Origin of the sequence: Streptomyces polygonati (assembly GCF_042650325.1) — a bacterium.
Lineage (GTDB): Bacteria > Actinomycetota > Actinomycetes > Streptomycetales > Streptomycetaceae > Actinacidiphila > Actinacidiphila polygonati.
This window is the reverse complement of record NZ_JBHSBB010000034.1, coordinates 17,541-36,414: the sequence shown is the minus strand read 5'-3', so window position 1 is coordinate 36,414 and position 18,874 is coordinate 17,541. Positions and strand designations below refer to the sequence as shown.

At 73.8% G+C, this 18,874-nt stretch carries 17 protein-coding genes; 3 read left to right on the top strand and 14 right to left on the bottom strand.

Annotated features, from left to right (window positions below; genetic code table 11):
- Nucleotides 1-59: 59 nt before the first annotated feature.
- Nucleotides 60-899 carry a LysM peptidoglycan-binding domain-containing protein gene (locus tag ACFO3J_RS31905; protein WP_386437000.1) on the bottom strand — a complete coding sequence of 280 codons (840 nt, stop codon included), beginning with the start codon at nucleotides 897-899 and terminating at the stop codon, nucleotides 60-62.
- A gap of 112 nt (nucleotides 900-1,011) precedes the next feature.
- On the bottom strand, nucleotides 1,012-1,686 hold the full coding sequence (locus ACFO3J_RS31900; protein ID WP_386437165.1) for a transglycosylase family protein: 675 nt from the start codon (nucleotides 1,684-1,686) through the stop codon (nucleotides 1,012-1,014).
- Between the two features lie 454 nt (nucleotides 1,687-2,140).
- Here ACFO3J_RS31900 and ACFO3J_RS31895 point away from each other — a divergent pair, with 454 nt between their 5' ends.
- Nucleotides 2,141-2,932, top strand: a complete 792-nt coding sequence (locus ACFO3J_RS31895; protein WP_386437163.1) for a hypothetical protein — start codon at nucleotides 2,141-2,143, stop codon at nucleotides 2,930-2,932.
- 270 nt (nucleotides 2,933-3,202) lie between these two features.
- Nucleotides 3,203-3,445, top strand: a complete 243-nt coding sequence (locus tag ACFO3J_RS31890) for a hypothetical protein (RefSeq protein WP_386436997.1) — start codon at nucleotides 3,203-3,205, stop codon at nucleotides 3,443-3,445.
- A 69-nt stretch (nucleotides 3,446-3,514) separates the two neighbouring features.
- Here the strand turns inward: ACFO3J_RS31890 and der are convergent, their stop codons facing one another.
- From der to ACFO3J_RS31870, 4 genes are all read right to left on the bottom strand, one after another.
- A complete protein-coding gene (der, locus tag ACFO3J_RS31885; protein ID WP_386436994.1) occupies nucleotides 3,515-4,972 on the bottom strand; it encodes a ribosome biogenesis GTPase Der in 1,458 nt (485 codons plus the stop codon).
- Nucleotides 4,973-5,111: 139 nt separating this feature from the next.
- Nucleotides 5,112-5,696, bottom strand: coding sequence for a lysophospholipid acyltransferase family protein (locus tag ACFO3J_RS31880; RefSeq protein ID WP_386437160.1), 585 nt, complete (start codon nucleotides 5,694-5,696; stop codon nucleotides 5,112-5,114).
- Nucleotides 5,697-5,764: 68 nt separating this feature from the next.
- The gene (gene cmk / locus ACFO3J_RS31875) at nucleotides 5,765-6,439 is read right to left on the bottom strand and encodes a (d)CMP kinase (protein ID WP_386437157.1); all 675 of its coding nucleotides are present in this window, start codon (nucleotides 6,437-6,439) and stop codon (nucleotides 5,765-5,767) included.
- Between the two features lie 264 nt (nucleotides 6,440-6,703).
- Nucleotides 6,704-7,789: a prephenate dehydrogenase gene (locus tag ACFO3J_RS31870; protein ID WP_386436991.1), complete on the bottom strand. Its 1,086-nt coding sequence runs from the start codon at nucleotides 7,787-7,789 to the stop codon at nucleotides 6,704-6,706.
- A 243-nt stretch (nucleotides 7,790-8,032) separates the two neighbouring features.
- On the opposite strand from ACFO3J_RS31870, the gene ACFO3J_RS31865 reads away from it, so the two are divergent.
- Nucleotides 8,033-8,773: a nucleotidyltransferase domain-containing protein gene (locus tag ACFO3J_RS31865; RefSeq protein ID WP_386436988.1), complete on the top strand. Its 741-nt coding sequence runs from the start codon at nucleotides 8,033-8,035 to the stop codon at nucleotides 8,771-8,773.
- Here ACFO3J_RS31865 and ACFO3J_RS31860 read toward each other — a convergent pair.
- From ACFO3J_RS31860 to ACFO3J_RS31825, 8 genes are all read right to left on the bottom strand, one after another.
- Entirely contained in the window at nucleotides 8,726-9,754 is a 1,029-nt protein-coding gene (locus ACFO3J_RS31860) for an ADP-ribosylglycohydrolase family protein (RefSeq protein ID WP_386436985.1), read from the bottom strand. The two genes, ACFO3J_RS31865 and ACFO3J_RS31860, sit on opposite strands and share 48 nt — an antisense overlap.
- A gap of 234 nt (nucleotides 9,755-9,988) precedes the next feature.
- Complete coding sequence (locus ACFO3J_RS31855; RefSeq protein WP_386436982.1) at nucleotides 9,989-11,191, bottom strand: pseudouridine synthase; 1,203 nt, start codon at nucleotides 11,189-11,191, stop codon at nucleotides 9,989-9,991.
- Entirely contained in the window at nucleotides 11,191-11,901 is a 711-nt protein-coding gene (gene scpB, locus ACFO3J_RS31850) for an SMC-Scp complex subunit ScpB (protein ID WP_386436979.1), read from the bottom strand. The genes ACFO3J_RS31855 and scpB overlap by 1 nt, the downstream gene beginning before the upstream one ends.
- Nucleotides 11,898-13,127: a segregation and condensation protein A gene (locus ACFO3J_RS31845; RefSeq protein ID WP_386436976.1), complete on the bottom strand. Its 1,230-nt coding sequence runs from the start codon at nucleotides 13,125-13,127 to the stop codon at nucleotides 11,898-11,900. The genes scpB and ACFO3J_RS31845 overlap by 4 nt, the downstream gene beginning before the upstream one ends.
- Before the next feature lie 119 nt (nucleotides 13,128-13,246).
- On the bottom strand, nucleotides 13,247-13,882 hold the full coding sequence (locus ACFO3J_RS31840) for a hypothetical protein (RefSeq protein WP_386436973.1): 636 nt from the start codon (nucleotides 13,880-13,882) through the stop codon (nucleotides 13,247-13,249).
- Nucleotides 13,867-14,835, bottom strand: coding sequence for a ParA family protein (locus ACFO3J_RS31835; protein ID WP_386437155.1), 969 nt, complete (start codon nucleotides 14,833-14,835; stop codon nucleotides 13,867-13,869). Before ACFO3J_RS31835 ends, ACFO3J_RS31840 begins: the two co-directional genes overlap by 16 nt.
- A 355-nt stretch (nucleotides 14,836-15,190) precedes the next feature.
- A complete protein-coding gene (gene ald / locus ACFO3J_RS31830; protein WP_386437153.1) occupies nucleotides 15,191-16,306 on the bottom strand; it encodes an alanine dehydrogenase in 1,116 nt (371 codons plus the stop codon).
- Nucleotides 16,307-16,590: 284 nt separating this feature from the next.
- Nucleotides 16,591-18,873, bottom strand: coding sequence for a tetratricopeptide repeat protein (locus ACFO3J_RS31825; RefSeq protein ID WP_386436970.1), 2,283 nt, complete (start codon nucleotides 18,871-18,873; stop codon nucleotides 16,591-16,593).
- Nucleotide 18,874 lies beyond the last annotated feature (1 nt).

Below are 18,874 nucleotides of genomic sequence, written 5' to 3'. Positions count from 1 at the left end.
GCAATGCCGCCCGAGCGGGCCGGGTCCGCCCCGGCTCCGCGGTGGAGCGGCCGCCGCCGTCAGGAGAGGGTGAGGACGACGCCGGTCCGCAGCCGGTTCGGGTCGGGGCCGATCGCGGCCTTGTTCATCCGGTAGAGCCGCGGCCAGCCGCCGTCGACGCCGAGGTCCTGCGCGATGCCGGAGAGGGTCTCGCCGCTGCGCACCGTGTGGACGTGTCGGGGGGTGTGGTCGGCCGGGGTGATCCCGCGGGAGCAGGCCGGCCAGGCGCCCCAGCCCTGGGCGCGCACCAGGGTCTCGGCGACCGCGATCTGCTGCTCGGGGGTGGCGAGGTCGGCGCGCCGGGCGTACCTCAGGCCGCCGAAGGCCTCCCAGGTGCCCTGGATGAACTGCAGCCCGCCGTAGTAGCCGTTGCCGGTGTTGATGTGCCAGTCGCCACCGCTCTCGCACCTCGCGATGTCGTCCCAGACCGAGCGCCCCCGGCTGACGACCCGGCGCACCGCCGCCCGCGGGCCGGTGCGCAGAAGCGCGTCCTGGGCCGTCCGGGCGATCGGCGCCGCCTCGACGGCGCGTGCGGGGGCCGGGGCGATGCGCTGCGGCCCGGCCGCTCGCGCCGGCTGTGCGGCGGTGAGCGGCAGCAGGGCGACCGTGCCGAGGGCGGCGAGCGCGGCGGCGGCGCGGGCACCGGCGGTGCGGACAGCTCTTGTACGGGCCGGCGCGGGGCCGGCGCCGGTCGTGGGGGCGTCCTCCGTACGGGCGCCGGTCGTGGCGGCGCCCGTACGGGCGGCACTGGTCGTGGGGGCGCCGGTCGTGGCGGCGGTCGGGCGATCGGCGGTCGTACGATCACCCGCGGCGGGATGACCGTCCGTGTCGCTTTGGCGATAGTTCGATAGTTCGATCATCGGGCCACGCTAAGCAGGCCCCCACCCCGGTCCGCTGGCGACGCGGCCCGGCGCGGGGCGCGCCCCACCCGGGTGGACCACACCCGAGCGGGGCAGATAATCCGACTGGCCGTCACCACATGGGCCACCAGGCCGGAATCGCGGCTGCCCAGAGCACGGAAGTCCCCCGTACCGCGCCGCCCAGCACCGGGCGCGGCGTCCCCCGGTCGGCCCGCGCGCTCACCGACGGACGGCGCGACGCGACGGTGCGGTGCCGCTCGACGTGCCTGACGGTCGCTCTGTTCCTGGCCGCGTGGGCGTGCTTGGCCGGCTTGACCGGCTTCGCGGGCTTGGCCGGCTCGGACGGCTTGGCGGGTTTGCGGTGCTTGGAGTGCTTCGCGGGCTTGCTCGGTGCCGATGTGTGCGTCGCCGTCGGCTTGTCCGCGGCGGGCGCCGAGCCGTAGGCCCCGGCCTCGCGGGCGCACACCGGCCAGGCGCCCCAACCGCTCGCGTGCTGAAGCTTCGTCGCTATGGCGATCTGCTCCGCCCGGCTGGCCCGGTCGGCGGTCGACGCGTACGCACCGCCTCCGTAGGACCGCCAGGTGGCGGCGGAGAACTGCAGCCCGCCGTAATAGCCGTTGCCGGTGTTGATGTGCCAGTTGCCGCCGCTCTCGCACCGGGCGATACGGTCCCACACGGCGCTGTCCGCCGCCGATGACTCGCCCGCGGCCGCCAGGACGGCCAGCGGTGCGAGGGCGGCGACGCCGGTGAGCAATGCGGTATGCCGGTACTTGCAGCTGAAGACCATGGAATCCCTCTCCACGGACCCGGGGTTTCCCCGTTGGCGCGTCAAGAACGGGCGCCGCTTCCCTCATGAAGCGACGCCCGTCCGAACCCGGGCGGTGCACTCTGCACACGGCGGGCGAATCTAGGCAGTGCTGCCGCCAAGGGGCAAACAATTCCTTTTCCTCGCAGGCCAGTTGGCCTTTACCGCTGGTAACGATCAACGGAACGGTGATTCCCGGCGGGCGTGTATCGTCGTATGTACGGACACTCCAGACACCAACCGTGAGTCTCCTCACAGCACCAACTCACCTCGTTCATACGTTCGTTCGACATTCCGTGAGGGAATGCCGGGGATTCTCACCGACCGCGACGGGCGACGAAATGAGATACGCCACAAACCGTGACTCCTGCCACAGACCATCCGTTGTCACTCAGTGACCGCAGCACCGCACTTCAAGGAGACTCCCGTGGCGCCCATGCTCGACGTGAGTGACGAGGTACGAGCCGAGATCGGCGAGGAGGAGACCGAGCGACTCCTCAACGGTGAGAACGCGCCGGGCACTTACGACTGCACCTCCTGCCGCACCCCCGGCGACACCGGCCAGGAGCCGACCAGCACCGTGCTCTTCGTGGGCGACGAGACGGCGGTGCTGGCCTTCGCCCACGCGGCGTGCATCCCCTCGCAGGTGGTCCCGGTGGCGGAGTCGCAGCTGCAGGGAGCCGCGCGCAGCATGTCGGTGAGCGGCGGCGAGCAGGCCGAGGCCGCCGCGCCCGCCCCGGTCGAGGCCGCCCCGCGCCAAGCGGTGCTGGGCATCACCTGCGGGCTGATCATCGTGGAGGACCAACTGCGTCCGGCGCTGGTGGTCGAGCCCACCGGACCGGTGGCCCGGGTCGGCGCCGAGGGCGGGGGCGACGACTTCCTGCCGCTGCTGATCGAGCAGGGCTTCGTACCGCAGCTGGATCTGGACACACGGCCGTCGGCGCTGTCCGGCTGGTCGGTGCTGCTGGCGATGGGCAAGCTGCACGCGGTGCTCCAGCCGGGCCCGGGCGGCGGTCCGGCCACCGCGTGGTGGCAGGCGCACCAGCCGCTCCAGGTCAGCGACGGCTGGCGGGCGGCGGTCAGCCGGAGCAATGAGGTGTATGTGTACGCGGGGCCGGCCGGCTCGATCGGCCGGCAGCCCCGCGAGGACCTGATGCGGGACGCGCTGGCCCGCGCTTGTGCGCGCGGTCAGCTGGTGGCGGCCACGATGCCGCTGTCGGGCACCTGATCCGGCGCGGCGGCCGGCCGCGAGCCCGGCCGGCGGATTGAAGCACTCGGGGGCGCGTACGGGAATGCCGTGCGCGCCCCTCGCCATGCGGTCACATCGTCGGCGCCAGCGGCACCGTTGACGTCATTGACCCCGTTGGCCCATTGACGCCGTCAAAGATCGGTGATTCAGCCGTGCGGCCCGCATCCCGCGGCATCCGGTCTCGTTGGCTGATACGTGCACACTTTTGACGCCTCCGCCCGAGCCCCCTATCAGCGCTACATCCCGTCCATGCGCACCGCCCAGGACTCCGCGGGAGGCAGCGGCACACCGATCTACGACGCGCTGTACTCCGAGTACCGCAGGCTCTTCCGCACCCTGCCGGGTGATCGCTCCGGTGAGGAGCAGCTGGATTTCGACGGGGTGGCCGCCTGGCGCCCCCAGTATCAGCCGTTCGCGCCCGGCGGCCGGCACCGCGGCAACAACGGCCCGGCGGCGCTGCCACCGGGCCGCGGCGACGGCCGGCCGGGCTGACACAGCCCGGCGGTCGCCCGAGCCGCCGCCCTGCCGCAGGACCCGCCCGTGCCGCCGCCCGCGCACGGGCTACTTCTTGCGGCCGCGCTTCTCCCGGACCCGCACCGACACCTGGATCGGCGTGCCCGCGAAGCCGAACTCCTCGCGCAGCCGGCGTTCCACGAAGCGCCGGTAGCCCGCCTCCAGGAAGCCGGAGGCGAAGAGCACGAAGCGCGGCGGCCTGGCGCCGGCCTGCGTGCCGAACAGGATGCGGGGCTGCTTGCCGCCGCGGATCGGGTGCGGATGCCCGGCGACGATCTCGCCGAGGAAGGCGTTCAGCCGCCCGGTGGGCACCCGGGTCTCCCAGCCGGCCAGCGCGGTCTCGATGGCCGGCACCAGCTTCTCCATGTGCCGCCCGGTGCGCGCCGAGACATTCACCCGCGGCGCCCACTGCACCTGGACCAGATCGCGCTCGATCTCCCGCTCCAGGTAGTAGCGGCGCTCCTCGTCCAGCAGGTCCCACTTGTTGTAGGCGATGACCACGGCCCGGCCCGCCTCGACGGCCATGCTGATGATCCGGGTGTCCTGCTCGGCCAGCATCTCGCTGCCGTCCACCAGGATGACCGCGACCTCCGCCTTCTCCAGCGCCGCCGCCGTCCGCAGCGAGGCGTAGTAGTCGGCGCCCTCGGCCAGGTGCACCCGGCGGCGGATGCCCGCGGTGTCGATGAACTTCCAGGTGACGCCGCCGAGTTCGATCAGCTCGTCGACCGGGTCCCGGGTGGTGCCGGCCACCTCGTCGACCACCACACGGTCGGTGCCCGCCACCCTGTTCAGCAGCGACGACTTGCCGACATTGGGGCGGCCGATCAGTGCGATACGGCGCGGGCCGCCGACCACGTCACCGAAGGTCATCGCGGGGGCCTCGGGCAGCGCCTCCAGGATGGCGTCCAGCATGTCGCCGGTACCGCGCCCGTGCAGCGAGGAGATCGCGTGCGGCTCGCCGAGGCCGAGATTCCACAGCGCGGCGGCGTCCGCCTCGCCCGAGGGGCCGTCCACCTTGTTGGCGGCCAGCACCACCGGCTTGCCGGCCCGGCGCAGCAGCTTGACCACGGCTTCGTCGGTGTCGGTGGCGCCGACCGTGGCGTCCACCACGAAGACCACCGCGTCGGCGGCCTCGATGGCGAATTCGGCCTGCGCGGCGACCGAGGCGTCGATGCCGAGGACGTCCTGCTCCCAGCCGCCGGTGTCCACGATCTTGAAGCGGCGGCCGTTCCAGTTCGCCTCGTACGACACCCGGTCGCGGGTGACGCCCGGGCGGTCCTCCACGACGGCCTCGCGGCGGCCGATGATGCGGTTCACCAACGTCGACTTGCCGACGTTCGGCCGGCCGACGACGGCCAGGACCGGCAGCGGGCCGTGGCTCATGTCGGCGAGGTCGTCGGCCACCTCGTCCAGGTCGAGGCCCTCTTCGGCGGCGAGCTCCATGAACTCGGCGTATTCGGCGCCGCCGAGCGCGCCGATGTCGCCGTGCTGGTCTTGCTGGTCCATGAGGTCTCTCCGTCGGTCGACAGGGGTGGCTGCCGTAATCGGTGTGGCGGCAACCGGTCCGGTTCCGCGCTTCCGCGGCGGCCGGTACAGGTCCGTTGTGGGTTCGTGTGGTCCGTGGGGGTCCGTGTGGTCCGTCGGCTCAGCGGCCGGTGGCCCGCCTGGCCTCGGCCAGGTGTGCGGTCAGCCGTTCCTGGATACGGGTGGTGGCGGTGTCCAGCGCGCTGCGGGTGCGGCGCCCGCTGCCGTCCCCGGCGTCGAAGGGCTCGCCGAAGACGACGTCGATACGTGACCGCAGCGGTGGCAGCGCGCCCACCATCCGGCCCTTGCGGGCGCTGCCCAGCACCACGACCGGGACGACGGGTGCGCCGGAGCGCACCGCGAAGTACGCCAGGCCGGCCCGCAGCTGGGCGAAGTCGCCGTCACCGCGGGTGCCCTCGGGGAATATCCCGAGCACACCCCCGCGGGCCAGCACGCCGAGCGCGTTGGCGATGGCGGTACGGTCGACGCTCTCCCGGTCGATCTCGATCTGGCCGATGGCCCGCAGGAAGGGGTCGAGCGGTCCGACGAACGCCTGCTTCTTCACCAGGAAGTGGATCGGGCGCGGGGTGGTGCCGATCAGCATCGGTCCGTCGACGTTGTGGCTGTGGTTGCCGGCCAGGATGACCGGGCCCTTGGCGGGGATCCGCCAGGCACCGAGCACCCGGGGGCGCCACAGGCCGTTCATCAGGCCGATGCCGATGCCGCGTGCCACTGCGGCGCCGCGCGGACCCGGCGGCGGGGCGAGCTGCGATGTCACCGGGACGCCCGCTTCTCCTCGACCAGCGCCACGACCCGCTCGACGACCTGCTCCAGGGTGAGCGTGGTGGTGTCGACCTCGATGGCGTCGTCGGCCTTGGCCAGCGGCGAGGTCTTGCGGCCGGAGTCGGCGGCGTCCCGGCGGATCAGCGCGTCCTGGGTCTCCGCGACGCTCAGCGCGCCGTTGAGCTCCCCGCTGCGGCGGGCGGCGCGGGCCTCGGCGGACGCGGTGAGGAAGATCTTGACGGTGGCGGTGGGCAGCACGGTGATGCCGATGTCCCGGCCCTCCACCACGATGCCGCCGGGCGCGGCGGCGGTGGTGCTGCGCTGGTAGGCCACCATGCGGGCGCGTACCTCCGGCACCGCGCTGACGGCGCTCACCGCGGCGGTGACCTCCTGGGAGCGGATCGGGCCGCTGGCGTCCAGGCCGTCCACGCTGATGGCGGGCTTGCCGGGGTCGGTGCCGGAGACGATCACCGGCTTGTCGACGGCGTCGGCGACGGCGCCGGGGTCGTTCACGTCCACCCCGTTGCTGAGCATCCACCAGGTGATCGCCCGGTACTGGGCGCCGGTGTCCAGATAGCTCAGCCCGAGTTCGGCGGCGACCGCCCTGGAGGTGCTGGACTTGCCCGTGCCGGAGGGGCCGTCGATGGCGACGATCACCGGGTTCACCGGACTTACCGGATTTTCCACAGGGCTGGACCTTCCTCGTGCACATCGATCGGGGGGCGCGGCTGCCCGGCGCGGGCCGGATGCCATCCCTCAAGGTTACCGGCCGTGCGGAGGGCCCGGTGCCACGGGTTTTCGCCGGGGCCACGCGACGGCCGGTCCGGGCCGCGCGGCCGGCGCCGCGGCAGGTCACACCGCCGATGCGGGGCCAGGGCTTCCCCGCCCGGCCGGCACCCGTGCCGTTGCCGGGCCCGGGTGGGGCCGGCACTACTTCCGCAGCGCCCAGCCGCGCTCCCGCAGCGCCGCCGTGAGCTGGGGAGCGGTGCGCGGCTCGACCGTCAGCTGGACCAGGCCGGCCTGCTGGCCGGTCGAGTGCTCGATCCGGACGTCCTCGATGTTGACCCCGGCCGCGCCCGCGTCCGCGAACAGCCGGGCCAGCTCACCGGGCTGGTCGCCGATGAGGACGGCGAGGACTTCGTAGGCCTTGGGGGCGGTGCCGTGCTTGCCCGGCACCTTGGCCCGGCCGATGTTGCCCCGGCGCAGCAGGTCCTCGATGCCGTCCGCCCCGCCGCGCCGCTTGTCGTCGTCGGCGCTCTGCAGGGCGCGCAGCGCGGTGACCGTCTCGGCGAGGTCGGCGGCGAGGTCGGCCAGCACGTCGGCGACCGGGCCCGGGTTGGCGGCCAGGATGTCCATCCACATGCCGGGCTCCGACCCGGCGATCCGGGTGACGTCGAGGATGCCCTGCCCGCAGAGCCGGACCGCGGCCTCCTCGGCGTGCTCCAGCCGGGCCGCGACCATGCTGGAGACGAGCTGCGGGGTGTGCGAGACCAGGGCGACCGCGCGGTCGTGCGCGTCGGCGTCCATCACCACCGGGACGGCCCGGCACAGGGCGACGAGTTCCAGCGCCAGGTTGAGCACCTCGGTGTCGGTGGCCGGGGTCGGGGTGAGCACCCAGGGCCGGCCCTCGAAGAGGTCGGCGGTGGCGGCCAGCGGGCCCGAGCGCTCCCGGCCGGCCATCGGATGGGTGCCGATGTAGCGGCTGAGGTCGCAGCCGAGGGCTTCCAGGTCCCGGCGCGGGCCGCCCTTGACGCTGGCCACGTCCAGGTAGCCGCGGCCCAGCCCGCGGGCGACCGCGTCGGCGAGGGCCGCGGCGACATGGGCCGGCGGCACCGCCACGATCACCAGGTCGACCGGTTCTCCCGGGACGCCGGCGGTGCCGGCGCCGAGCGACGCCGCGGTACGGACCGCGGAGTCGTCGCGGTCGGCGAGGTGCACCCCGATGCCGCGGGCGCTGAGCGCGAGGGCGGCGGAGGTGCCCATCAGCCCGGTTCCGATGACGAGCGCGGTCCTCACCTTGGCGGTCCTCACTGAGCGGGTCGCACCGGAACGGAAGCTTTCACCGGTGTCTTCTGCGGACAAGGGTAAGTGGGCGCGCCGACCCGGCGGAGCCGTCGCCCGCAGGGCGAGACGGCGGCCCATCAGCCCCGTCCGCACCCTTGGTCACTCGCCTTCCGGTGGCCTCCGGTCTCCTCTCGGCCACCAGGGGAAGCACCGAATCCCCGGCGCGGGTCGAACGGTGTGGCCATAATCGCCCTCATGCGCGACTCGCCGGGCTCGCTGGGCCACGCCCTCGTCAGGGATCACACGGTCTACGCCTGTGTCATGGGGGCACGCGCCTTCGGGCTCGCGACGCACGGCGGGGACACCGACCGGCGCGGGGTGTTCGTGGCGCCCACGCCGCTGTTCTGGCGGTTCGAGAAGCCGCCGACGCAGGTCGCCGGACCCCTGGACGAGCAGTTCTCCTGGGAGCTGGAGCGGTTCTGCTCGCTGGCGCTGCGGGCCCATCCGAATCTGCTGGAGTGCCTGCACTCGCCGCTGGTCGAACACGTGGACGCGACCGGCCGCGAGCTGCTCGACCTGCGCGACGCGTTCTTGTCGCGGCGGGTGGACGCCAGCTTCCGCGCCGCCGCGGCCCGCCGACTGGCCCGGGCCGAGGCCGAGCTGCGCACCGGCGGCGAGCCGGGCTGGCGGCACGCGATGCAGCTGCTGCGGCTGCTGATCAGCCGCCGGGACCTGCTGCGCAGCGGCCGGCTCACCGTCGACGTCGGTGAGCACCGGACGCGGCTGCTGGCCGTGAAGCGGGGCGAGTTGGGCTGGGAGGAGGTCCGGGCCTGGATGCGCGCCCTGCACGAGGAGGCGGACGCGGCCCTCGCCGGCAGCCCGCTGCCGGAGCAGCCGGACCGCGCCCGGGTGGAGGACTTCCTGCGCCGGGTCCGCCACGCCTCGGTGTCAGCCGCCGAGCCCCCCGCCGTCCCAGAGCCCGCCCAGCGCGCGTAGCTCGTCGCCGTACTCGATGCCGTCCGCCCAGCGGGCCGGCCAGGCGTCCGCGCCGAGATACGCCCCGGCGAAGGCCCCGGTCAGACAGGCGATGGAGTCCGAGTCCCCGGAGCTGTGGGCGGCCCGGCGCAGCGCGGTGACCGGCTCCCCGGGGAAGAGCAGGAAGCACAGCAGGCCGGTGGCGAAGGCCTCCTCGGCGACCCATCCGGCGCCGGTGACCAGGCAGGGGTCGGCCTCCTCGTCGCGCTCGGCCAGCGCCTGCTCCACCCGGTCCAGCACCCGCGCGCACTCGTCCCAGCCGCGCTCGATGTAGTGGGTCGCTGTCGGGTCCTGGGAGTACGTCCACAGGTCGCCGAGCCAGTGCTCGTGGTAGGTGGACCGGTTCGCGGCCACGTACTCCCGGAGCAGCGGGAGCATCTCCTCGGGCCGCGCGCCCTGCGCGAGCACCCGCACCGCGTACGCCGTCAGGTCCGAGGCGGCGAGTCCGGTCGGATGCCCATGGGTCAGGGCTGCCTGGAGCTGCGCCACCCCGGCCCGGGTCGGCTCGTCGAGTGCCGGGACGAGCCCGGCGGGGGCGACCCGCATATTGGCCCCGCAGCCCTTGGATTCGGGCTGGCTCGCCTGCTGCCAGACCCGTTCCGGCCGGCTGAGCAACGCGCAGGCGGTCAGACATGTGCGCCCGGGCGCCCGGTTGTTCTCCGGCGACCGCCACCACTCGACGTACTCCTCGCGCAGCGGCCGGAGCAGCCTGAGCGGTGTCAGCGGGCTGCGTTCCGCCGCGGTGCGCAGGGCGCGCCCGACGGCCAGCGTCATCTGCGTGTCGTCCGTGACGAAGGCGGGCCGGGGCAGCTCCATGCCCCGCCAGGGCCCGGACTTCGCCTCGATCATGGCCACCGTGCTGAACTCGGTGGGAAAACCGAGCGCGTCACCGAGGGCCAGTCCGATCATGGCGCCGGTCGCCGGGCGCTTGCCGGCGGTCATCGGACCGCCGTCCACGCACGGACGGCGGGTCGCGGCAGGGGAAGCGGGGGAAGCGGGGGAAGACGCCTGGCGGGCGCGGCCGGCCCCGCGGCGGAGCGGACATCGGTTCGGATGCTGGTCATACGGTCATCCAAGCCGGTCGGCGGCTCCGTACGCGAGGGCTTTCGGCGGATCGCGGCGGCTGTCCGGGCCGGACCGCCGCACCGTCCCGAACAAGGCGCCGTCGAACCGGGGTTACAGGTCGACCTCGCGCATCAGCATGCCGACCTCGGTGTTGGTGAGGCGGCGGAGCCAGCCGGACTTCTGGTCGCCCAGCGGGATCGGGCCGAAGCTGGTGCGGACGAGTTTGTCGACCGGGAAGCCGGCCTCCGAGAGCATGCGGCGCACGATGTGCTTGCGGCCCTCGTGCAGGGTGACCTCCACCAGGTAGTTCTTGCCGGTGTTCTGCACGATGCGGAAGTGGTCGGCGCGCGCCCAGCCGTCCTCCAGCTCGATGCCGGTCTTGAGCTGCTTGCCCAGGTCGCGCGGCAGCGGGCCCTGGATGGCGGCGAGATACGTCTTCTGCACGCCGTAGCGCGGGTGGGTGAGCCGGTGCGCGAGCTCGCCGTGGTTGGTGAGCAGGATCAGGCCCTCGGTCTCGGTGTCCAGCCGCCCGACGTGGAAGAGCCGGGTCTCGCGGTTGGTGACGTAGTCGCCGAGGCACTGGCGGCCGTCGGGGTCCTCCATCGTGGAGACGACACCGGCGGGCTTGTTCAGCGCGAAGAACAGATACGTCTGGGTGGCGACGGTCAGCCCGTCGACCTTGACCTCGTCCTTGTCGGTGTCGACCCGCAGGCCCTGCTCGGTGACGACCTTGCCGTTCACCTCGACGCGCCGCTGCTCGATCAGCTCCTCGCACGCCCGGCGCGACCCCATACCGGCCCTGGCCAGCACCTTCTGCAGCCGCTCGCCCTCCTGCTCGGCGCCGGGGAAGGTCTTGGGGAGGTTCAGCTTCGGCTTGCTGTGCCGCTCGCGGTTGCGCTCCTCGATCTGGGCGTCCAGCTCGCGCGGGCGGGCGGCCAGGGTGCGGCCGGCCCGCTTGCCACGGTTGCCGGGCTGGCCCTCGGTCTTGGTGCGGGGCATGCCGCCGGGCTTGTTCGCACCGGACTGGCCGGTGGTGCCGACGTCGTAGCGGCGCTCCTCCGGGCGCGGCCTGCTGGGGCGCTCCTGCCCCTGGCCCTGCCCTGGACCCTGGGCCGGGCCCTGGCTCTGCCCCTGACCCCGACCACCCTGGCCCTGGCCCTGGCCCTGGCCGCGGGGCTGGCCGCCGCCGCGGCGGTCGGAGCTCGCGCCCCGCCGGTCGGAGCCGCCCCCGCGCCGGTCGGAGCCGCCGGCGCCGCCGCCGCTGCCACCGCGGGAGTTCCGGCCGCCGCCGCTGTTCCTGTCGCTGCTTCGCATCAAGTTTCCGTAATCGAGGTAGTCACTGTCTCGTCCTGAGCGTCCGGATCGAAGGACGGAAGCCCTTCCTGGGACTCCGCCTCGACCGCGTCCGCCTCCGGCAGGAACGGGGCGAGCTCGGGCAGCTCATCGAGGCTGCGCAGGCCCATACGTTCCAGGAAGTAGTTGGTCGTCCTGTACAGGATCGCACCTGTCTCGGGTTCCGTCCCACCTTCGGACACCAGCCCGCGCTGGAGGAGGGTACGCATCACGCCGTCACAGTTCACTCCGCGCACCGCGGAGACCCGGGAGCGGCTGACCGGTTGACGGTACGCGACCACGGCCAGGGTTTCCAGCGCGGCCTGGGTGAGGCGGGCGTGCTGGCCGTCGAGGACGAACTTCTCGACCGCGGGCGCGAAGGCGGGCCGGGTGTAGAAGCGCCAGCCGCCCGCCACCAGCCGCAGGTCGAAGCCGCGTCCCTCGCGGGTGTAGTCGTCGGAGAGTTCGCGCAGGGCCTTGGTGACCCGCCGGCGCGGCCGGTCCAGGATCTTCGCCAGCTGCTCTTCGGTGGCGGGCTCGTCGATGACCATCAGCACCGCTTCGAGGGCGGGCTTCAGTTCCAGCTCGGCGAGCGCGGCGCCGAGCAGCCCGGTCGGGGCCGGGGCCGTACCTTCCGCCCTTCCCGGTTCCAGGTCGGCGGCGCCCCGCGGCAGATCGGCCGGCTCGGTCATCGCTCTTCTCCGTTCTCGGTCGGTTTCCCGGCGGGCTTGCCCGCGGGGAAGTCCGGGGGCTCGGCGCGGGATCCGCCCGCCGCCTTGGCCGCGGGCTCGGGCGGCCGGTCGAACTCGTCGGTCACCAGCGGCGCGCTCTCGTCGGCGACGCCGGTCCAGCGGACCTGGAGGTCGCCCAGCGCCTCCTCCTGGTCGAGGGTGACCGCCTTCTCCCGGTACAGCTCCAGCAGCGCCAGGAAGCGGGCGACGACGGTCAGGGTGTCGGTGGCGTCCCGGGTCAACTCCTGGAAACTGGCCGCGCCCAGCTCGCGCAGCAGCGCGATCACATGCTCGGCCTGCTCGCGCACGCTGACCAGCGGTGCGTGGATGTGGTCCACGTACACCTGCGGCTTCGGTTTGGGCTGCATCGCCTTCACCGCGAGCTGGGCGAAGCGCTCCGGGCCGATGCTGAGCACCACTTCCGGCAGCAGTTCGGCGTGCTGCGGTTCGAGGCCGACGGTCCGCGGGTGGCGCAGCGCCTCCTGCTCCAGCCGCTCGGCGAAGATCGCGGCGATCTGCTTGTAGGCCCGGTACTGGAGCAGCCGGGCGAAGAGCAGGTCGCGAGCCTCCAGCAGCGCGAGGTCCGCCTCGTCCTCGACCTCGGCGGACGGCAGCAGCCGGGCCGCCTTCAGGTCGAGCAGGGTCGCGGCGACCACCAGGAACTCGGTGGTCTGGTCGAGGTCCCAGTCCACGCCCATGGCGTGGATGTAGGCCATGAACTCATTGGTCACCTTGGACAGCGCGACCTCGGTGACGTCCATCTTGTGCTTGGAGATCAGCTGGAGCAGCAGGTCGAAGGGGCCCTCGAAGTTCGCCAGCCGGACCGTGAAGCGGCTGCCGGCCTCGGCCTGCCCGGGCGGCTGCTCGGCGGGGGGCGCGGGTGCGGCGGCGTCGGGCGGCTCGGCCGGGGCCGCGGTCACGGGCCCGGGCGGCGGTCCCAGGTCAGGTTCAGGGTTCGGCTCAGGGTCCGGTTCCGAGTCCGGCCCGGGATCCGGTGGGGAGTCCGGCGGCGGCTCCGGCACGGGCTCAGGCAGGGGCTCTGGCTCGGGCCGAGGCTCCGGCTGGAGCTCCGGCCGGGGCACCGGCGGGCGGGGCTCGGGGACCGCGGGCGCCAGTTCCGGGTTCGGAGCGGCACCGCGGCCCAAACGGCGGCGGGGGCGGTCCGGGTCGTCGGATGTACTGGGCATCGAGGTCCAAAGTGCGGGGAGGTCAGGACGGCAGGCTATCGCCCGTGTCCGGAGCCCGGCGCGACCCCGCGCCGCCCGCAGCGGGCCGCGGCCTGGCGGGTCACCGCGCGGAGCGGTCCTCAGCGACCGCGCAGGCGGCGGACCAGGATGCTGGCGTCGCCGCGGGATTCCAGGTCGGCCAGCACGACGGCGACGGCCTCGCGGACGATACGGCCGCGGTCGATGGCCAGGCCGTGCTCGCCGCGCAGTACGAGGCGGGCGTGCTCCAGGTCCATCAGCTCCTCGGCGGAGACATAGACGGTGATCTTCTCGTCGTGGCGCTCGCGGCCGCTGGGCCGGCGGTTCTGCCGGGACGACTTCCGGCGGGTCCCGTTCGACGGCTGCGGGACGGGGCCGGGGTTCTGCATCGGTGGTGGGACCTGCTGCGGCACGGTGGCGGTCACGGTGGAGCCGGCTCCGGCGGCGGACTGGATGCCGGCGCGCTCGGCGGTCAGCGGCCTGCGGGGGCCGGGCGGGGCGTCCCGGCCGGCGTACTCGCCGCTGTCGCGGTCGGGAGCGGCGCCGGACCGCGGTTCCGCCTCGTCCTCCTGACCGCGGTCCTGCCGCTGTCCCTGGCCGCCCTCCCCGCCTTCGGGGACCGGGCGCACCTGTGTGTCGCCTCCGGTGTGCTGCCGCGGCTGCGGCGCCTGGAGCGCGGCTCCCCCGGTGGTCCGGAAGAGCTCGTCGGCGCCCGGCAGACTCACTCGGCGTGGCACCGGGCGAGCACCTCCCTGGCGAGCTGCCGATAGGCCGCGGCACCGACGGAGTTGGAGGCGTAGGTGGTGATCGGCTCACCGGCCACGGTGGTCTCGGGGAATCGCACGGTCCGGCCGATCACGGTGTGGAAGACGTGCTCGTCGAAAGCCTCCACCACCCGGGCCAGCACCTCGCGGCTGTGCACGGTGCGGGAGTCGTACATGGTGGCGAGGATGCCGTCGAGTTCGAGTTCCGGGTTGAGCCGCTCGCGGACCTTCTCGATGGTCTCGGTGAGCAGCGCGACGCCGCGCAGCGCGAAGAACTCGCACTCCAGCGGCACGATCACCGAGTGGGCGGCGGTCAGCGCGTTCACGGTGAGCAGGCCGAGCGAGGGCTGGCAGTCGATGACGACATAGTCGTAGTCGGCCAGCAGCGGCTTGAGCGCGCGGGCGAGCGCGGACTCCCGGGCCACCTCGCTGACCAGCTGCACCTCGGCGGCCGACAAGTCGATGTTGGAGGGCAGCAGGTCCATGCCGGGCACCGCGGTCTTCAGCAGCACCTCGTCGGCGGCCAGACCGCGTTCCATCAGCAGGTTGTAGACCGTGATGTCGAGTTCCATCGGGTTGACCCCGAGGCCGACCGACAGCGCGCCCTGCGGGTCGAAGTCGACCAGCAGCACCCGGCGGCCGTACTCGGCGAGCGCGGCGCCCAGATTGATGGTCGAGGTGGTCTTGCCGACCCCGCCCTTCTGGTTGCACATCGCGACGATCTTCGCCGGGCCGTGGTCGGTGAGCGGGTTGGGGATCGGGAAGTACGGGAGCGGACGGCCGGTGGGCCCGACGCGCTCGCGGCGCTGCCGGGCGGCGTCCGGTGCGAGGGTGGCGGCGTACTCCGGGTCGGGCTCGTACTCCGCGTCGGGGTCGTAGAACTGACCGTCCTGCAACTCGTGGTCGTCATGGTCGTAAGGCGTCATGGCGTGAGCGGGCTGCGTCCCCGTGCTCGTCTCGGCTCGGCGGGACTCGAAGGTGCGGACCGCGACCGAACCGACGGTCATTCCTGGTTGACCACCCCCGGGAGCAAATGTCGACTCATTCACAAGTCGTCTTACCTCCTTGGTGACCAGGAAACTTCTAGACAGGTCGGCGCGACTACAGCCGACGCTTTGCGACTCTATGGCGTGTCGGTGGTCCGCAGCAACACAATCCGCCGGACACGGCACGATGTGTCGGTGACCGAACACCCCGCTGTCAAGGGCGTAACCACCCGAACGGCCGGGTCTCGGACGCCAAGACCCGGCCATCAGTGCGAAGTTGGGACCTGCTGCCGAATCACGCCAGCAATGTCTGCAAGTCGATCGGGTCCAGGCCGTGCGCCTCGGCGACCGGACCGTAAACGACCTGACCCTCATGGGTGTTGAGACCCCGGGCGAGCGCCGCGTCCCGTCGGAGCGCCTCGCGCCAGCCGCGGCCGGCCAGTTCGACGATGTAGGGCAGGGTGGCGTTGGTCAGCGCGTATGTCGAGGTGTTGGGCACCGCGCCGGGCATGTTGGCCACGCAGTAGAACACCGACTCGTGCACGGTGAAGGTCGGTTCGGCGTGGGTGGTGGGCCGGGAGTCCTCGAAGCAGCCGCCCTGGTCGATCGCGATGTCGACAAGTACCGAGCCCTGCTTCATCCGTGACACCAGTTCGTTGGTGACGAGCTTGGGCGCCTTCGCGCCGGGGATCAGCACCGCGCCGATCACCAGGTCCGCCTCGGTCACCGCTTGCTCCAGCGCGTAGGCGTTGGAGGCGATGGTCTGCACCCGGTTGCCGAACACCTTGTCGGCCTCGCGGAGCTTGTTCAGGTCCTTGTCGAGCAGGGTCACATGGAAGCCGAGGCCGAGCGCGATGGTGGTGGCGTGCCAGCCGGAGACGCCGGCGCCGATGACGACGGCCCGGCCGGACTGCACCCCGGGCACACCGCCGGGTAGTACGCCCCGGCCGCCCGCCGAGCGCATCAGGTGGTAGGCGCCGACCTGCGGGGCCAGCCGGCCGGCCACCTCGGACATCGGTGCGAGCAGCGGGAGTTGCCGGTTGGCCAGCTCGACCGTCTCGTACGCGATGGCGGTGGTGCCGGACTCCAGCAGCGCGTCGGTGCACTCCCGGGAGGCGGCGAGGTGCAGATACGTGAAGAGGGTCTGGCCCTTGCGCAGCCGCGGGTACTCCTCGGCGATCGGCTCCTTGACCTTCAGCAGCAGGTCGGCCTCGCCCCAGACCTGGTCGGCGGTGGCCAGGATGGCGGCGCCCGCGCCCACGTACTCCTCGTCGGGGATGGACGAGCCCTGCCCGGCGCCCCGCTCGACGACGACCTGATGTCCGTTGCGGACGAGTTCGTGCACGCCGGCCGGGGTGATGGCCACACGGAACTCGTTGTTCTTGACCTCGCGGGGGATGCCCACCTTCACGTCGATCACGGTCCTTGCACTCAGGGATGACTGGGGGATCCGGCAGGGTTCCGGCGGGTGCGCCGGAGGAGGCCGGGACATGGTGCGCCATGGCACGACGCATCGGACCTGACCGCGTTGTGCGCGGCCATTCCCAGTCTAGTGAAGGAAGAGCCGCTGTCCAGCCTTACAAAGTGGAGGGTTCAGCCGGGGACATTGGCAGTTTCGTAGGCCGATCGGGGTGCGGACCCGGCGCGCGGCGGCCCGCCGGGCGCCGCTCGGAGGGCTCGGAAGGCACAGAAGGCTCAGAAGGCGGGGAACTCGCCGGGGCGGAAGAGGCGCCGCGCCGCCGCCCGCTGGAGCCCGGCGCCACCGGAGTCGCCGAGGCGGTCGAGGGCGTCGGCGAGCCGCAGCAGCACCGCGGCCTCCAGCCGGCGCTCGCCGGCCTGCCGGGCCCAGTAGAGCGCGTCCCGGCAGGTGCGCAGCGCGTCCTCGGGGTGGCCGGCGTACTCCTGGACCCGCGCGGCCTCGGTGAGGGCCCGGGCCTGGGAGGGCAGGTCGCCGAGCCGGCGGTAGACGCCGACCGCGGACCGCCATTCGCGCAGCGCGGGCCCGTAGCGCCCGAGATGGGTCAGCACCGAGCCGATCCGGGCGTGCAGCCGGGCCTGGTGGCCGAGCTCGCCGCGGGCCTGGCGCAGCGCGAGGGCGCGGCCGAACCAGTCGGAGGCGCGCGGCAGGTCCCGCAGCGCGAGGTAGGTGCCGCCCAGGGCCTCCAGGACGCGGCCCTCGGCCTCGGTGTCGCCGCTGGTCCTGGCCGCGCCGAGGGCCTGCCGGTACTTCTCCAGCGCGTCCTGCGGCCGGCCCGACTCGGCGTCCAGATCGGCGAGGTTGATCAGGGCGGCGGCCTTCTCCCGGTGCAGACCGCGGCGCTCGGCGATGTCCAGCACCAGCCGGTGCAGGTCGTAGCGCTCCGCGAGGGCCGGGAAGGCCGCCGGGGCGTCGACGAGCGCGCGGACCAGCGCGGCCACCAGACGGCGGGCGAGTGTGTCGAGTTCCCCGTCGGCCACCGCCGTCCGGGCGGCGGACATCAGCGCGGGCAGCCGGGAGGCCAGCCAGTCGGCCGCCACGGAGGGCGAGGCGAAGCGCAGGGTGCGCGGCAGGCCGTCGGCCGGCGCCTCACCGCCCAGCGCGGCCCGGCAGGACAGCAGCAGCCGTACGGTCCGCTCCAGCATCCTGGCCCGCGCGAGCCGTACATCCTCGGGGCGGTCCCTGCTGTCCACCAGCCCGCGCAGCAGCGGCTCCAGGCAGCCGGGCAGCCGGTACTGGCCCTCCTCGGGCCCTGCCGTCAGCAGCCCGCCGGCCACGAAGTCCTCCAGCGTGCCCTGCGCGGCCGGCACGGAGCAGCCGGCCAGCGCGGACGCCGCTTGGGCGTCCACCAGGCCGGCCGGGGCCAGCACCAGCAGCCGTAGCATCCGCGCCGCGGTGTCCGGCAGCGCTTCGTACACCAGCCGGAAGGCCCGGACGAGTTCGCCGGGGGCGGTGGGCGGCGCGGGCGGATCGGTGACGGGCCCGGGCTTCGCCCCCCGGCCGGCCGGGGTCCGCGACGCGGCCTTCGCCACCAGCTCGGGCGGCGCCAGGCCGTCGGTGGCCCTGGCGGCCGGGAAGGCGCCGGCCGAGGCGGAGCGCAGGCGCACGGCGGCCTCGGACAGGGCGAGCCTCGGCTGGGCGGCGAGCCAGGCGCCGACCAGGCGGAGCGCGGTCGGGTGTCCGGCGGCCTCCTGCACCAGGGCCTCGGCGCCGCGGGGGTCATTGGTGAGCCGGATGTCTCCCAGCGACTGGCCGAGCAGCGCCACCCCCGCCGCCGTGTCCAGCCCGCCGAGCGTGCTGGGGCGCGCGTCCGCGATCCCGGGCAGCGGCCCCCCGGAGGTCACCAGCACCAGGCTCCCGGCGGCCTCCGGCAGCACCCCGGCCAGTTGCCCGGCGTCCGTCACGTCGTCCAGCACCACCAGCATCCGCCGTCCGGCGAACGCCTCCCGCAGGGCGGCGGCGGGGTCCGCCTCCGGCGGTACGGGCCGCGGTGGGGCGGGCCAGCCGGGCCCGGCGGTGGCGGGCGCGGCCGTCGGTGCGTTCTCGCCGGCCGGCGGGTCCTCACCCGCCTCGGTGTTCCCGCCCGCCCGGCCGGTGACCGCGCGCAGCAGGGTCGCGGTGGTCTGTTCGGCCGGGATCGGTTCCCCGCCCTCGCCGGTCAGCCGGAGGAAGAAGCGGCCGTCGGGGTAGCGGGAGGCGAGCTGGTGGGCGAGGTGGACCGCCATGGCGGTGCGGCCGACGCCGGGGCGGCCGACGACGAGCAGGACGCGGGCCCGGTCGGGGTGCTTGCTCCGGGAGGCGCCGAGGCCGGGGCGGGAGATCTCCGCGCGGAGTTCGGCCAGTTCGCGCTCGCGGCCGACGAAGCCCGGCAGGTCCGGGGGAAGGGTGTCCGCCACCGGGGCGGTGCGTTCCTCGGGCGCCCGGGCGGGCCGGACGACGGGGGCCGGCGGGGCGTCGTCGGCAGGGTGTGCCGGGAGCGGATCGAGCGCCTGGTCCGTCACG

What these genes read in the sequence shown, in the direction of transcription:
- ACFO3J_RS31905 (WP_386437000.1), bottom strand. Translation starts at nt 899, where the DNA reads ATGATCGAACTATCGAACTATCGCCAAAGCGACACGGACGGTCATCCC.
- ACFO3J_RS31900 (WP_386437165.1), bottom strand. Translation starts at nt 1,686, where the DNA reads ATGGTCTTCAGCTGCAAGTACCGGCATACCGCATTGCTCACCGGCGTC.
- ACFO3J_RS31895 (WP_386437163.1), top strand. Translation starts at nt 2,141, where the DNA reads ATGCTCGACGTGAGTGACGAGGTACGAGCCGAGATCGGCGAGGAGGAG.
- ACFO3J_RS31890 (WP_386436997.1), top strand. Translation starts at nt 3,203, where the DNA reads ATGCGCACCGCCCAGGACTCCGCGGGAGGCAGCGGCACACCGATCTAC.
- der (WP_386436994.1), bottom strand. Translation starts at nt 4,972, where the DNA reads ATGGACCAGCAAGACCAGCACGGCGACATCGGCGCGCTCGGCGGCGCC.
- ACFO3J_RS31880 (WP_386437160.1), bottom strand. Translation starts at nt 5,696, where the DNA reads ATGAACGGCCTGTGGCGCCCCCGGGTGCTCGGTGCCTGGCGGATCCCC.
- ACFO3J_RS31865 (WP_386436988.1), top strand. Translation starts at nt 8,033, where the DNA reads ATGCGCGACTCGCCGGGCTCGCTGGGCCACGCCCTCGTCAGGGATCAC.
- ACFO3J_RS31860 (WP_386436985.1), bottom strand. Translation starts at nt 9,754, where the DNA reads ATGACCGCCGGCAAGCGCCCGGCGACCGGCGCCATGATCGGACTGGCC.
- ACFO3J_RS31855 (WP_386436982.1), bottom strand. Translation starts at nt 11,191, where the DNA reads ATGCGAAGCAGCGACAGGAACAGCGGCGGCGGCCGGAACTCCCGCGGT.
- scpB (WP_386436979.1), bottom strand. Translation starts at nt 11,901, where the DNA reads ATGACCGAGCCGGCCGATCTGCCGCGGGGCGCCGCCGACCTGGAACCG.
- ACFO3J_RS31845 (WP_386436976.1), bottom strand. Translation starts at nt 13,127, where the DNA reads ATGCCCAGTACATCCGACGACCCGGACCGCCCCCGCCGCCGTTTGGGC.
- ACFO3J_RS31835 (WP_386437155.1), bottom strand. Translation starts at nt 14,835, where the DNA reads ATGACGCCTTACGACCATGACGACCACGAGTTGCAGGACGGTCAGTTC.